Raw genomic sequence first — 15,611 nt, 5'->3', positions numbered from 1 at the left:
TTCTAATTCAACACCTCAAACATCGCTTTTGCTTTCAACAAACATTCTTCATATTCACCCTCCGGAGTTGCTTCAGAAGTGATGGCACTTCCAACGGAAAAAGACAAATATTGATTTTTGGAATTGTATAAAATACTGCGAATCACAACATTGAAATCGAAATCACCTTCAGGAGAAAAATAGCCGATTGCTCCGCTGTATAAACCTCGTTTGGTTTCTTCTAACTCTTCAATGATCTTCATAGCAGAAATTTTGGGAGCACCGGTCATACTTCCCATCGGGAAAGTAGTTTTGATAATTTCAACCGGAGAAGTCGTATTTTCAACTTGAGAAACTACCGTCGAAATCATTTGATGCACTTGTTTAAAGGTATAAATTTGGCATAATTCTTCCACTTCAACAGAACCTTTCGTTGCAGTTCGAGATAAATCATTGCGAACCAAATCGACGATCATGATGTTTTCAGCTCGTTCTTTCGGATTTACGGCTAATTCGGCTTTGGATTGTTCATCTAATTCAATATCAAAAACACGTCGGGCTGTTCCTTTTATAGGTTGTGAAATAATTTTAGTTTCTTCTTTTTTTAAATAGCGTTCCGGTGAAGCGGAAAGTAAAAACTGATGATTATTTTTGAAGTAAACAGCAAAAGGTGGTTGCGAAATGGCGTTGAGCTTTTGATAAATTTCAATCGGATTAATTGTTGCATCTTTCGCAAAAAATTCCATACAAAAATTAGCTTCATAAATATCGCCATGATGAATTTTTTCAAGCATTTTGGACACTTTTTGAATATAGGCATCTTTGGAAATTCGTTGTTGGATTTTAATCTCTCGCAAAGTCGCAAAGTCGCAAATTGAATTCGTAGTAATAATTGCTGAAAAATCATCATCCATTTCATCATCACACAAATTCAGATACTGTAATTCCACTTGATTATCTTTCAAAAAAAACAACTTTTTAGGTTGAAAGAAAAACAAATCGGGAAATTCTAATCCGTCAAAATTTTTAGATTTTAAAACTTCTGTATCATTTTTTAAATCATACGACAAATAGCCAAACAACCAATCTTTGGTATGGGTTTGGTACTGATGTAAATCTTCAAATGCATTGAAATAATCGGTTTTGACGGAAGTAAAAGCATCCACTGCCAAAACCGCATCGTAATTGGCATACTTTTGATGATAATTATTGGTATCCAAAAAAACAATTTCTCTGAACAGATTACCCCAAATCAATAATTTTTGTTTGAAGATTTCTGGATTTTCAATGGTAAAGACTTTTGTAGCTCTGAGCATTTTTTAATAAGAATTATTTTAAGGATGCTTCAAATTGATAAAGCTTCTCTAAAATTTCCTTTTTAATTTCATCGTTGCTAATTTTAGTTTCTTCGATAGAAAAATTTTCTTTAAACGATGGAAATGAATAAGTCACACTAACTTCTCCGCCAAAACGAGGAATTAATTTTTCAACCACTTCCAAGGCACCTATTCCGCCTCGGGCTCCTATTGAAGCACTTAGTAAAAATACTTTTTTCCCTTCTAAAAACTTTCTGTCTAATCGTGACAACCAATCTAATACATTTTTAAAAAAAGCAGAAGGATTACTATTGTGTTCATTTACCGAAATAAGCAAACCGTCGGCAGCCTGAATGTGTTTGTATATTTGATTGATAGACGATGGAAATCCGTTATCGCGTTGCTCATCTTCACTATAAACAATCAAATCCATATCGGATAATTTGAACAATTCGAACGAAGTTTGTTGTAGTTGAGTGGTTAAATAAGTTACTAATTGGTGGTTGATGGAAGTAGAAGAATTACTTCCGGCAAAGGCTAAAATAGTTGACATAAAAATTCTTTTTGTAAAGGTACGGAAGAAATAAATTCAATTCAAATTAAGGTTTAATTACTTTTTAAAAATAAAACTACTCGTCTTCATCAAAGTCATCCTGATTAAAATCTTCAAAAAAATCGTCGAAATTTACCGGGTCTTGATAAGCATTTGGATCTGGCGGAATAGCTCCGGGCGGATTGAATAATTCCCATTCATCCCAATAATGATTATTCTTATCAAATCCGGCTACCCAATCGATGAACAAATGCCGGAATTCATCAATTTCTGTTCTAATCAAACGAACAAAATCTTTGTCTTTAAAATTTTCATGAAAACGAAGACTGCCTACTTGCACATATAAGTGCATTGCATAGTCACGAATGATGGCGGCGTTTTGCATTCGAATAGTGTACTCATTACCACCTTCAGCACCGGCAATTTTGGCACAAATGATAGCGATATCATCTCGCATCATATATTTTGTGTGTGATAAATAATCATCTTCTTCGGGAATTGTTTGTAACAATCCGTTAATCATTTTTAGTATTTCTTCGGCTTTTTGATAAATTGGTAAGGTATTTAATTTGTCTCTTCTGCTCATAATTAAGAAATGATTGTGAATACTGATAATAAAAAAATAAAACTACAAAAAAATCATACAATATTTCAAATGTTAAAAAATAAGGAATTTTCATTTTGTTATAAATATCACTAGAACATTTATAAAACACAAAATCCGTAACATTTTACAAAGAATAAGATTACATTATCGATGAACGGCATAAATCAACATTTTATTTAACATTTTATTATCTTTTTTTGCTTAAAATTCTGTTAAAAATGGTTAGGTTTGCAATACCCAAATTACTAAAAACTTGACTACTCATTATAAAAAAGAGCATCGTTATGCTCATGAAAGATATTGCACTGTTCTAAAGATTCCTTCTTGTAGGCTGTATCTCAATTACTTAGAAATGGTTTGCTTCGCATCCTTTAGTCTCATTGACTTTAAGGTATATTTTTCTATTGTTTCAAATTTTTTCCGCCCCTTTACAAAACCGCTATATATTGATAATAAATATTTCTTTAAATACCTAAAAATGGGTTTTGAAGATGGTTCTTGAATCGTGTTTTATTTCGGCAAAAAAAGATGACTACTTTAAAACAGATCTTTGAACAGGTCACAAAGTTATCACAACTAACTGAATCACAGCGACAAAACAACTGAATAAACGTAATTTTGCCGCCAATTTAAAAAGCTCCCAAAGCTTAACTAAAACTTAAAATACAAATAGCATGAATACTTACACTTCAAACAGATTCGTTTCGAAGGTTAGAATAAATCCAAAAATCGGTGGTTTACTGATTTATATTTTGGTTTTGTGTTTTGGTTTGTTTATTGTCCACCTAAGATCTGAGATCATCATAAAAAACAGGCAAAATGAAATGAGCAGCTTACTTTCAATTGCTCAAAAAAATATTCAACAATCGCTAAATAATTCATATACCGCCAATTTAACTTTAGCCTTAACAATAGCTCACAACAATAAACCCCGTGATTTTGAAAAGGTAGCAAGAGAAATTCTTAAACAAAACCCAACCATCGATTTGGTTCAGTTAGTTCCAAATGGCGTAATAACACATGTATATCCTTTAAAAGGAAATGAAAGTGTTATAGGATATAACATTTTAGATAGTACCATAAGTCCTATTATTAGAAATGAAGCTTTAAAAGCAATCAGCAATCGAAAAATGTTTTTTGCCGGTCCTATTGAATTAAAACAAGGTGGAATTGGAATCATTGGTCGTCTTCCAATTTTTAATAATAATGAATTTTGGGGATTTTCAGCTGTAATTATTCGAATCGAAAGCTTGGTTAAGGCTTCAGGAATTGAACATATTAAATCGAAACAGTATTATTTTCAGCTATCTAAATATAATCATGATACTAAAAAAGAGGAATTCTTTTTTGAAAATAGAAAGGAAATAAAAAACAATAGTTATAAAGTTGTAAATATTAACGATGAAGATTGGAAACTTTATATTGTTGATAAAGAAGAAAATCAACTTTTAGCAGAACTACTTCCGTCGCTACTACTTGCACTCTTATTATCCATTGTTTCAGGTCTATTTGCCTATTTTATCTTTAAAAGACCTGCAGATTTAATTCGTTTAGTAAAATTGCAAGCCAAAGAAATAATTAAAACCGAAAGTCTCTTTAAAACTATTTTTGATAAAGCTGCGGTTGGGATAGCCAAAATTTGTGTGCAACAACAAAGATTTGATACTGTTAACCAACATCTTGCCAACATCTTAGGATATTCAAGGGATGAATTGAAATCTAAAACCTTAACAGAGATTACACAACAATGCGATTATATTCGTGTGGAGGAAAAAGAACAACTTCTTAAATCTGGCGAAATTGAAGATTATACCATCGAAGTAAGATTACGAGCAAAAGACAACCGAGAAATTTGGGTAAATTTGATTGTTTCTACGGTTTCATCTTCCGTTAATATTGCTATTTTTGAAGATATAACAGAAAAAAAGGAACGTGAAAATCAAATTATCGAAAGTAATAAACGCTTAAAAAGTTTGTTTGAAGATTCGCCGATTCCTATTTGGGAGGAAGATTTTTCGGAGGTAAAAAAATACCTAAGTTCAATTAATTTAATTGGTAAAACCAAAAAGGAGATTGAGGTATATATCATTGAACATCCCGAAATCATTATAGAGTGCGTCAAACGGATTCGAATTATCAATATGAACCAGCAATGTCTCACTCTTCATGAAGCCGAAAATAAAGCTGAATTGATAGATAATTTCCAATCCATACTAACCGATGAATCGCTACAAACCGTTAAAAAACAGATTGTTATGATTTGCAAAAACAAATCTTCTTTTGAAACCACAACTAAAATTAAAACGCAAAAAGGAACTGAAAAATTTATTCATTTGCAATGGAATGTGATTTCCGGTTATGAAGATACGTTGGAACGAGTTATCATTACAACAGAAGATATAAGCGAACGAGTTATAGCATTGAGCAAGTTGGAAGAATCTGAGAAAAAACTCAACGAACTAATTAATTCAATCGATGGAATTGTGTGGGAATTAAATCAAGAAAATGGTAAATTTAGATTTATAAGTGACAAAGTTGAAACAATGCTAGGATATTCTAAAGAAGAAATTCTCCTTCATAATTCATTTTGGGAAGAACACATTGCTTCAGAAGATCAAACAAGGGTTTTAACACAAATTAAAGCTCTCAATAGTAAAAACAACTATTTAGATATTGAATACAGAATGATTTCTGCTCAAGGCAAAACGATTTGGGTTCGAGGAATAATCAACTTCCTTAAAAATAAAAGAACAAATAAAAAACTAATTAGAGGTGTAATCATTGATATCACAAAAGCCAAACAAATTGAAACCAATCTTTATCAATCATTAGATATTGTGACTGAACAAAATAGACGGATTTTTAATTTTTCACATATCGTATCGCACAATTTGCGTTCACACACAAGCAACATCCAATCAATTATTAACTTATTGGAAATAACGCAAAAACCCAAAGATCGTGAAGAACTTTTAGATATGCTTAAAGAGGTTTCATCGGATTTAGATGATTCTGTACATCATTTAAATGAAATTACAAGTATTTATACTAACATAAATATTGAAAAGCAAAAGATTCAGCTTAAACTGGCTGTAGAAAGTGTACTCTCTAACCTAGACAACATAATCACACTAAGAAAAGCAAAAGTCACAAACCTTCTCACTAATAATTTGGTTATTCATCATAACAAACTATATCTCGATAATATTATCATGAATTTCGTGATGTATATTTTAAAGAATAAAGATTTAAAGACAATTCCGAACATCGAAATTAAATCATATTTAGAAAATAATTATGTTGTTTTAGAAATAAAAGATATAGGAAACGGTTTGAATATTGACCGAAATAGCGATAAAATTTTCAGCCTTTTTCAATCACCGGAAAATGATACAGATATTAACCATGGTTTTGGACTATTTATTGCAAAATCTCAGATTGAAGCCTTAAATGGAAAAGTACAGGTAGAAAATTCAAAAAATGAAACTACTTTTAAAATTTATTTCAAATGAAAAAATCAGTTTTAATTATTGACAACGATCCAATATACCGAACAATTTCGCATAAAATCATAGAGAAGCTTGATTTAGCAGAAACTATTTATGTAGAGAAGAATGGTTATACAGCCATTCAATTTTTGACCAACTTGATAGAAAATAAGTCGTCTGTGCCCCAAATTATTTTATTGGATATAGAAATGCCGGTAATGAATGGCTGGGAATTTATGGATGAATATTGCAAATTTGAAAATATTCTGCTTCAGGAAATCGACATATTTATTGTAAGTTCATCTATTTCTCAAGTAGATAAAGACAAAGCTAACACCTATTCTGAAATTAAAGGTTTTATTTCAAAACCATTGACAATTGACACGTTAAAATCCCTTTTGAGTGATTGATAGCAGTTTTCTGTGTTCAAAATTGAAGTAGAAACTTTTCGGGATTAATTTATAATGCTAAATTTGAATAATCATTTAATCAAAAACAAATTGTTGGCATGAAAAAAATATTGTTTTGCTTATTCCTATTTTGTATTCTCTCGTCAAAAGGACAATCCTATAAAATTACTTACGAAAAATGGAGCAACGGAACTAAAATTGAAAATCAAGATCCTATTTTAGTTTTCACCAATTCTTCGTTAACTTTTGTAACCTCTATGGGAATTATTCCAGGCAAAAACAACTTTCCGTTTGAAGAAACTTATATTGATCGTAGAAAACTTTCACTAATTCAATCGGCTCAATTAAATCAAAACAAATCCATTGCCACAAGAGATTCATTAGCATTAGGAAAACAAACATTTGAATTGTTGAATGAAACCAAAACTATTTTAGGTTATAAATGCCAAAAAGCAAAAACCATTATCAATTCTAATACAATTGAATTGTGGTATACAAAAGACCTCAGCGTTCAAGGATCTCCAACTGTTTTAGGTCAAAATTTGGGATTAGTTTTAGAAATGAACCGCAACGGTAACTTTGTTATTACAGCAACCAAAATTGAAAAACTAAAAAAATTACCTGCTGAAATTGCTTTGCCAAACTCCAATTTTTCAGACGGTTTAACCTATCGTGATTTATTATGGAAAAGTCGTTTTATCACACTTTCTGTTTTTGAAAACGAAACCATTAACTTTTCAGATAAATCAAAATCAAATGATAGTATTTTGCGATTTGCTAATGGAACAGTAATTTTACGAAAAGTGAAATTTCCTGAAATCAAAAATGGTAATCCGATTTTTGCCGAATTAAAAACAAATTCTACCGGAGATGCTTATGATCGAACCGGTTCATTGTTTGTAATTCCTATAAAAGCAAAAAACAGTTTTTTTGATGGTTTAGAAAAAGGCATCAACACTTTACCTATTTTTCAAAACGGCAATGGAAAATCATATCAAGGTGTTGTTTTAAAGGATGATTATCAACCGTTAACAGAGTTAATGCGATTTTTTACTCCTTTTGGAATAAAACAATATAATCATATCTCATTAAAAGATAAAAATTGGTTTAACGAAGTACCGTATCGTCAAGACATTTCAGAATTACAACCCATTTTGAGTGGTCAAGAAATGTGGGTGGGAGCTTTTATCGGAAATTATGATCAAGGCGGCCATCGGGTTTCGGTAGAAATTACGATTCATCCGCAAGAAAACGAAACTAAAAAAACAGCTTTTGCCTTGCCTCTTTTTAATACTACCAACGTAATGGAAATGGGTGGACAGGAATATGCAACCATGTTTTCAGATGAAAAAGGTTTAGAAGTAACTTTTACGTTAGATAAACCAATTAAAAATGCTCAATTGCGATACATTACCACCGGACATGGCGGCTGGGAAAACGGCGACGAATTTGTGCCTAAAAAAAATAGCATCTACTTAAACGAGCAACTAGCTTTTTCTTTTATTCCTTGGCGACAAGATTGTGGCTCGTACCGATTGTTCAATCCGGCCTCAGGTAATTTTGGCAATGGTTTATCGTCATCTGATTACAGTCGCTCCAATTGGTGTCCGGGTACGGTAACAAATCCAATGTTGATTGAATTGGGTGATTTATCTGTCGGAAAGCATACAATCAGGGTTCAAATTCCGCAAGGATTGCCGGAAGGTAGTAGTTTTAGTGCTTGGAATGTTTCGGGAATATTGTTGGGAGAATTGACAGAGTAAACATTTTGTATATCAATTTTATTTTTTAGTTTACGTAAACTCAATCTTTTCAAAAATTGAAATTATTTAATTTAATAGTTTATTTTTGAGTTTTTAAAATAATTCATAAAATGAAGAAATTATGCTTAATAATATGCCTAACAATCAGTTTTATAAATCAAGCTCAAGTTGTGAATATTCCTGATGATAATTTGAAATCAATATTATTGAGTGCCAATAATAGCAATCATATGGCATATGATTTAAGTAATAATGTAACATCAATAGATTTAAATAATAATGGAGAAATTGAATTAGAAGAAGCTCAACAGATTGCTTTTTTATATTTGTCTTGTGAATATTGTGATGAAAATTTAAAAATAAATTCTGTTGAAGGAATTGAGTACTTTTCTAACTTAATACATTTAGATTTAAGTTTTAATTCAATTACAACAATAAATTCTTTACCCACAAGTTTAGAACTTCTAAGTATCAATAATAATTTATTAAGTTCATTAAATCTTGAAAATCTTATTAATTTAGGTCATTTATCATGTAGTTTCAATCCTTTAGATTCATTGATTATTCCAAATAATATTCAATCTTTGTTTTGTTTTGAAAATAATTTAACCATTTTAGATCTTTCAAATGCTTCTCAATTATATGAACTCAGTACTGGTAATAACAATATCAGTTCACTTGACTTATCAAATTCACACATATTATTTCGAATAGATATTTCTAACACACCTTTAACAAATATATCTATTAATAGCAATCATTTGCGATTTCTTTATATAAATGATACTAATTTAGAAGATTTAAATTTAACTCAAACTGAAGATCTTTGGCAAATTTATTTAACCAACAATAATTTATCTACCTTATTATTACCTGAGGCAAATAATATTATGGAATTATATGTTCAAAACAATAACTTAACCAATCTTGATTTATCTAATTTATATTCCTTAAGAGTGTTTCATTGTCAAAACAATAACTTGGTTTCACTTGATTTTTCAAATTCTACTAACTTATATAATTTGAATTGTTCAAATAATTTGAATTTAAATTATCTAAATATAAAAAATGGCTCAAATAACGTATTTAGTAGCTATAATAATTTATTCAATATTCATAACAATACAAACCTAACTTACCTTTGTGTTGATGAAGATGAAGAAAGTATTGCTACTATCTATTTAGATATTTATTCCATCCAAAATTGTAATGTTGGAACCTATTGTAATTTCAATCTTGGAGGAGAGTATTTTATAGTCAATGGTGAAACAAAATTTGATTTTAATATAAATGGTTGTGATTCTTCTGACGTAAATTTTCCACACGTAAATTTAACAATTTCTGACGAAAATAACTCGGGAGCATTTATCTCAAATAATTCCGGAGAATATTTTTTTCCACTTCAAGAAGGTAGTTATACTATTACGCCTATTTTAGAAAATCCAACCTATTTTACTATAAATCCAGCAAGTTTTATCGTTGATTTCCCAACACAAACAAGTCCTTTATCTCAAGATTTTTGTATTACTCCAAATGGTATTCATCATGATGTAGAAGTTGTTTTTATTCCTACAACACCTGCTCGTCCGGGTTTTGATGCTCATTATAAAATTATTTATAAGAATAAGGGGAATCAAGTTGAAAATGGTTCTGTGTCATTAACTTACTATCAAAATCTTGTATTAGATTTAGTTTCATCAAATCCGATTTTTTCAGATCAAACAGATGATACATTAGAATGGAACTTCACCAATTTACAACCTAATGAAATCAGAATAATTGATGTTGTATTTAACTTAAATAGTCCAACAGAAGTTCCTGCAGTAAATATTGGAGATATGTTAATCTACAAAGCAACGATAATACCATTTTCTACTGACGAACATCCATTAGATAATTCTTCTGGTTTACAGCAAATTGTTGTGGGTTCTTATGATCCAAATGATAAAACTTGTATAGAAGGAACTGTTGTTAATATAGATATAATTGGTCAATACGTTCATTATGTTATTCGGTTTGAAAATACTGGAAATTATCCAGCAGAAAACATCGTGATAAAAGACATGATTGATTTAGCAAAATTTGATAGTACAACTTTAATTCCTTTGCATTCAAGTCACGATTTTTTCACCAGAATTAGTGGAAATAAAGTTGAGTTTATTTTTGAAGGAATCAATTTACCGTTTGATGATGCTACTAATGATGGCTATATAGTTTTTAAAATTAAAACTAAATCAGATTTAGAAGTTGGTGATTCTTTTAGTAATGAGGCCAACATTTATTTTGATTATAATTTTCCAATTACTACTAATACTTTTACAACAAATATCCAGATTTTGAGCATAAAAGACTTTGATTTTGGAACATATTTCACTTTACATCCTAATCCTGTGAAAGATGTTTTGAATTTACATTCTAAGAACACTATTTCTATTCACTCTATTGAAATCTACAACCCATTGGGACAAATAGTTTTAGCCATTCCAAATACTGTTTCAAAAATAGATGTATCAAGATTACAAACAGGAAATTACTTTGTAAAAGTGAATACAAATTTAGGAACTTCAAATACTAGATTTATTAAAGAATAAACAGATTAAAATTGTTCTAATATAAGATTGGAATAAGGATTTATAGATTAAACTTCTCATTTACCACATTATTCAGTTTCAAAAATAACTAAAATAAAAATTATTTTTAAACATGAAAAAAACCTAAACATTTTGAATAGGGTTCTTGTTGATATAAGACCATAGGCACCTAAACAGATCAATTTAAAAGATTATAAGCCAAAGCCTTAACTCTTTATAAAATCGAAAAAAAAATTGAACGTTTTTCTCTTAGTTGTGTGACCAATCCATGCTTAGAAGAAACACCTAAAAAATAAAAAACTTGAACCCTAAAGCCGGATAAAGGCACTAAAACTAAGTCACTATTTTATCCATTACCCAATTGGTTTGAGCAGCATATTTTCCGAGTGAAGGATGATTAATTACACCTAACAAATGATCCCGCACATTTTGCACATGATAAAGTTGAATGTTTTCCGGATGTTCAATAAAGATTTCTTTTGTTCCGTTTTGATTAGTAAGCAAAAGAGGTTCTTCATCAAAAACAGCAAATTCAATTTTTCCTTTACTACCAATAATTTCTACTTTATCTTTACGTTCAAAACTACCAAAATTCCATGTTCCTGAACCGGTTACTCCCGATTCATGCAACCAATTAGCTACGATAGCATCTTTTGCAGAATATAATTTTTGTTGATTTAAACTGATTCCGTTAACCGACTTTATTTCTCCAAAATAATGAGCAAACAAATCGAGTCCGTGACTGGCTAAATCTTCAAAATAGCCGCCGGGAGCAATTTTTGCATCAGTTCGCCAATTGTAAGTTTGAGCTAAATCAATCGGAGAAGGAGTTTTACTTAAATACCAGCTAATATGACGTATTTTACCAATTTCATCAGTATCAATCCATTCTTTTATTTGATTAAATCGTGGCAAAGATCTTCTATAATAAGCAACAAATAAAGGCAACTTTTTTTCGTCAAAAGCTTTCAGAATTTCTTCACATTCGTGATAATCTACTGCCATTGGTTTTTCTATGCAACATATTTTTCCGGCTTGTGCCACTTTCAAAGCATAAAATTTATGTGTGTCGGGTGGAGTAGCAATGTAAACAGCATTAATTTCAGGATGATTTATCAACTCATCAGCATTTGAAAAATAATGCGGAACGTTGTGCCGAAGAGCATAATCTTTTACTTTTTCTGCATCTCTTCGCATTACAGCAAATAATTCAAAACCTTCTGTTTTAGAATAGGCCGGCCCGCTTTTTCGTTCGGTTACATCGCCGCAACCAATAATTCCCCATTTGACTGTTTTGTTGCTATTATTTATTTCAGACATAAATTTTGAATTTTAAATGCTAAAAATAGTTATTAAAATCCTTCGAATCACTACCAAATTTATTAAAAAATCATAATTTTTAATAAGTCAAAAATAAGTTAATACATGTAACAATAGTCTGATTTTTTGAATACTTTTGCAATCGAAATTTATAATCATAAAAAATGAAAAAAATAATTGTTTTGCTTATCACAGCTTCTTTATTTGTGGCTTGTAATAAATTAGGAGATAACGAATTTGTAATCAAAGGAACCATTGAAGGAATTGAAAATGGTAAATCCGTTATTCTTGAGACCCAAGATGAAAATATGGGCATTAAGTCTGTGGATACTGTAAAAGTTACAGATGGTAAATTTGAATTCAAAGGAACTACTGTTGAGCCGGTATTACATTTTTTACAAGTAGAAGAGGTTCAAGGAAAAGTGGTTTTTGTACTTGAAAATGGAGAAATTAATGTAACAGTTTATAAAGATAGTGTGAACAAATCTATCATTGGCGGAACTTTCAATAATGAACAATTTGCCAAATATAACAAAGAGCAAGGTAAGATTCAGAAAAAAATGGAGGATTACAGAAATGTAAACAAGGCGAAAATGGAAACAGCCGTTCAAGCAAATGATACAGTTGCTGTAAACCAATTAAGAGATGGTTTCTTAAAGTTAAAAGAAGAGGAAAAAAACTTTAATTTTACATTTTGTGAAGAAAATCCAAAAGCATTCATCTGTATCTTGATGATTCAGAGTATGCTTTACCAACCTGATGCCGATTTTGAAAAACTTGAAAAAATCTATAATGGTCTTGATAAATCGGTAAAAGAAACCAAACCAGGAAAAAGTGTGGGAGAAATGATTGGTAATTCTTCTGCTGCACAAGTTGGAAAAACTGCTCCGGAATTTTCTGCTCCAAATCCGGAAGGCAAAATGGTTTCGTTAAAAGAATCTTTAGGAAAAGTAACAATAATTGATTTTTGGGCTTCTTGGTGTGCCCCTTGTAGAAAAGAAAATCCTAATGTTGTGGCTTTATATAATGAATTTCATGATAAAGGTTTGAACATTATTGGTGTGTCTTTAGACAAAGAAGGAGATGAAACCAAATGGAAAGATGCCATTACAGCTGATAAATTAACTTGGCCACAAGTTTCTAATTTACAATATTGGAACGAACCAATTGCGAAAAAATATAATGTAAAAAGTATTCCGGCTGTATTTATATTAGATGCATCAGGTAAAATTGTTGCTAAAGATTTAAGAGGAGAAGAATTAAAAGCTAAAGTAATTGAGTTACTAGGTTCTTAATTTCATACCAATATAAAAAAGTTTATTAAATCCCCTATTTGGGGATTTTTTTATTCTACTCATATCCAAACGCTTATCAATTTATTGAAAATTATCAATAAAAAAGGTTTGCACAATGTAAAAACAATTCTATATTTGCAACCGCATAACGCAGGGGGGAGATACTCAAGCGGCCAACGAGGGCGGACTGTAAATCCGCTGATTACATCTTCGCAGGTTCGAATCCTGCTCTCCCCACAAAACAAAAATCCCTGACACGTCAAAAGTTTACTTTTGTAAGTGTCAGGGATTTTTGTTTTGGGTAAGGTTTCCTCCACTCAGGCTCACCGAAGGTAATCCTCTGTCGCCAGCAGATAATGTCCTATGAAATTCTAAGGAAACCTTACCACAAAAATTGAAATGAAAAAGCTTGCTTTTGTAAGTGTCGGGGATTTTTGTTTTGGGTAAGGTTTCCTCCACTCAGGCTCACCGAAGGTAATCCTCTCTCGCCAGCAGATAATGCCCTATGAAATTCTAAGAAACCATACTACAAAATTGAATTGAAGAAAGCTCGCTTTTGTATGTATCGGGAGTTTTTGTTTTGGGTAAGGTTTCCCTCACTCAGGTTCACCGAAGGTAATCCTCTCTCGCTAGCAGATAATTTCATCCGAAAAAATAAGAAACCTTACCACAAAATTGAATTGAAGAAAGCTCGCTTTTGTAAGTGTCGGGGATTTTTGTTTTGGGTAAAAAAAAGCCCACGTTTTAACCGTGGGCTTAGATTCTGTAAATATAATTTCGATAAAAATGTTACCTCGAATAATTCGGAGCTTCCTTCGTAATCGTCACATTATGCGGATGGCTTTCCCCTATTCCACTCGCTGTAATTCGCACGAATCTTCCTGTTTCTTGTAGGGTCGGAATATCTTTTGCTCCACAATAACCCATTCCGGCACGAAGTCCGCCAATGAATTGTTGCATACTTTCGTTTAATTCTCCTTTGTATGGAACTCGGCCCACAATTCCTTCCGGAACTAACTTTTTCACATCATCTTCCACATCTTGAAAATAACGGTCTTTTGAACCTTCTTGCATCGCTTCCACCGAACCCATTCCGCGGTATGATTTGAATTTTCTACCTTCAAAAATAATAGTTTCTCCCGGCGATTCTTTTGTTCCAGCTAATAACGAACCTAACATCACACAATCGGCTCCGGCAGCAATCGCTTTCGGAATATCTCCTGTGTATCGAATTCCACCATCCGCAATCACCGGAACTCCGCTACCTTTTATGGCAGCTGCCACTTCCAACACCGCAGAAAATTGCGGAAATCCAACTCCGGCAACCACTCGCGTTGTACAAATGGAACCCGGCCCGATTCCAACTTTCACCGCATCAGCTCCGTTTTCTACTAAATATAATGCTGCTTCCGGGGTTGCGATATTTCCAACCACCACATCCAAATCAGGAAATTTAGCTTTTACTTGTTTTAAAACCGTTACAACACCTTGTGTATGTCCGTGAGCTGTATCGATTATAACCGCATCCACACCGGCATTCACCAAAGCTGTGGCACGTTCTAACGCATCAGCCGTCACGCCAAGAGCTGCAGCAACACGCAAACGACCAAATTTATCTTTATTGGCAATTGGTTTTTGAGTCAGTTTTGTAATATCCCGAAAGGTAATTAACCCAACCAATTTGTAGTTTTTATCAATAACCGGAAGTTTTTCAATTTTGTTTTGTTGCAAAATTCCTTCCGCTTGTTGTAAAGTAGTTCCTTCCTCAGCTGTGATTAAATTTTCAGCCGTCATTACTTCTAAGATCGAACGGGAGTTAACCTTTTCAAAACGCAAATCACGATTCGTCACAATTCCTTTTAAAATTCCGTTTTCATCCACAACCGGAATTCCGCCAATGCTAAATTCACGCATTGCTGCTTTTGCATCGCCAACGGTTGCTGTTAAAGGTAAAGTTACAGGATCCAAAATCATTCCGGCTTCTGCTCTTTTCACTTTTCGAACTTTCGCAGCTTGTTGCTCGATTGACATATTTTTATGTAAAACCCCAATTCCGCCTTCTTGAGCCATCGCAATCGCCATCGAACTTTCGGTCACCGTATCCATTGCAGCAGAGGCAATTGGAACATTCAGCGTAATATTTCTGGAAAATTTGGATTGAATACTTACTTCGCGGGGTAAAACTTCAGAGTAGTTGGGAATCAGCAGAACATCATCGTAAGTTAATCCTTCGCCGATGATTTTTGTTGTGTGTGCTTTCATTGTTGCAATTTGTAGTTAAATTGCGTG

10 protein-coding genes and 1 tRNA gene are annotated in these 15,611 nt (G+C 32.0%); 6 read left to right on the top strand and 5 right to left on the bottom strand.

The window, feature by feature from the left end:
- Positions 1-2: 2 nt before the first annotated feature.
- The 3 genes from B4N66_RS07905 to B4N66_RS07895 form a co-directional block, all read right to left on the bottom strand.
- Positions 3-1,295: an anthranilate synthase component I family protein gene (locus tag B4N66_RS07905; protein WP_291093768.1), complete on the bottom strand. Its 1,293-nt coding sequence runs from the start codon at positions 1,293-1,295 to the stop codon at positions 3-5.
- A gap of 13 nt (positions 1,296-1,308) precedes the next feature.
- The gene (locus B4N66_RS07900; protein ID WP_291093766.1) at positions 1,309-1,848 is read right to left on the bottom strand and encodes an NADPH-dependent FMN reductase; all 540 of its coding nucleotides are present in this window, start codon (positions 1,846-1,848) and stop codon (positions 1,309-1,311) included.
- 76 nt (positions 1,849-1,924) lie between these two features.
- Complete coding sequence (locus B4N66_RS07895; protein WP_291093765.1) at positions 1,925-2,434, bottom strand: hypothetical protein; 510 nt, start codon at positions 2,432-2,434, stop codon at positions 1,925-1,927.
- A gap of 845 nt (positions 2,435-3,279) precedes the next feature.
- Between B4N66_RS07895 and B4N66_RS07890 the strand changes: the two genes are divergently transcribed.
- From B4N66_RS07890 to B4N66_RS07875, 4 genes are all read left to right on the top strand, one after another.
- Entirely contained in the window at positions 3,280-5,967 is a 2,688-nt protein-coding gene (locus tag B4N66_RS07890) for a PAS domain S-box protein (RefSeq protein WP_291093764.1), read from the top strand.
- Positions 5,964-6,353, top strand: coding sequence for a response regulator (locus tag B4N66_RS07885; protein ID WP_291093763.1), 390 nt, complete (start codon positions 5,964-5,966; stop codon positions 6,351-6,353). Before B4N66_RS07890 ends, B4N66_RS07885 begins: the two co-directional genes overlap by 4 nt.
- A 98-nt stretch (positions 6,354-6,451) precedes the next feature.
- Positions 6,452-8,116: a GLPGLI family protein gene (locus B4N66_RS07880; protein WP_291093761.1), complete on the top strand. Its 1,665-nt coding sequence runs from the start codon at positions 6,452-6,454 to the stop codon at positions 8,114-8,116.
- Between the two features lie 110 nt (positions 8,117-8,226).
- Entirely contained in the window at positions 8,227-10,707 is a 2,481-nt protein-coding gene (locus tag B4N66_RS07875; protein WP_291093760.1) for a DUF7619 domain-containing protein, read from the top strand.
- Between the two features lie 333 nt (positions 10,708-11,040).
- On the opposite strand, the gene B4N66_RS07870 is transcribed toward B4N66_RS07875, so the two are convergent.
- Entirely contained in the window at positions 11,041-12,027 is a 987-nt protein-coding gene (locus B4N66_RS07870; protein WP_291093759.1) for a Gfo/Idh/MocA family protein, read from the bottom strand.
- Positions 12,028-12,191: 164 nt separating this feature from the next.
- Here B4N66_RS07870 and B4N66_RS07865 point away from each other — a divergent pair, with 164 nt between their 5' ends.
- Both B4N66_RS07865 and B4N66_RS07860 read left to right on the top strand, forming a co-directional pair.
- The gene (locus B4N66_RS07865) at positions 12,192-13,322 is read left to right on the top strand and encodes a TlpA disulfide reductase family protein (protein ID WP_291093757.1); all 1,131 of its coding nucleotides are present in this window, start codon (positions 12,192-12,194) and stop codon (positions 13,320-13,322) included.
- Between the two features lie 155 nt (positions 13,323-13,477).
- Positions 13,478-13,559, top strand: a tRNA-Tyr gene (locus tag B4N66_RS07860).
- 552 nt (positions 13,560-14,111) lie between these two features.
- On the opposite strand, the gene guaB is transcribed toward B4N66_RS07860, so the two are convergent.
- Positions 14,112-15,584 carry an IMP dehydrogenase gene (gene guaB, locus B4N66_RS07855; protein ID WP_291093755.1) on the bottom strand — a complete coding sequence of 491 codons (1,473 nt, stop codon included), beginning with the start codon at positions 15,582-15,584 and terminating at the stop codon, positions 14,112-14,114.
- Positions 15,585-15,611 lie beyond the last annotated feature (27 nt).

This window comes from Flavobacterium sp. UBA2787, from assembly GCA_002352205.1.
Classification (GTDB): domain Bacteria; phylum Bacteroidota; class Bacteroidia; order Flavobacteriales; family Flavobacteriaceae; genus Flavobacterium.
This window is presented reverse-complemented; position numbering and strand designations above follow the sequence as displayed.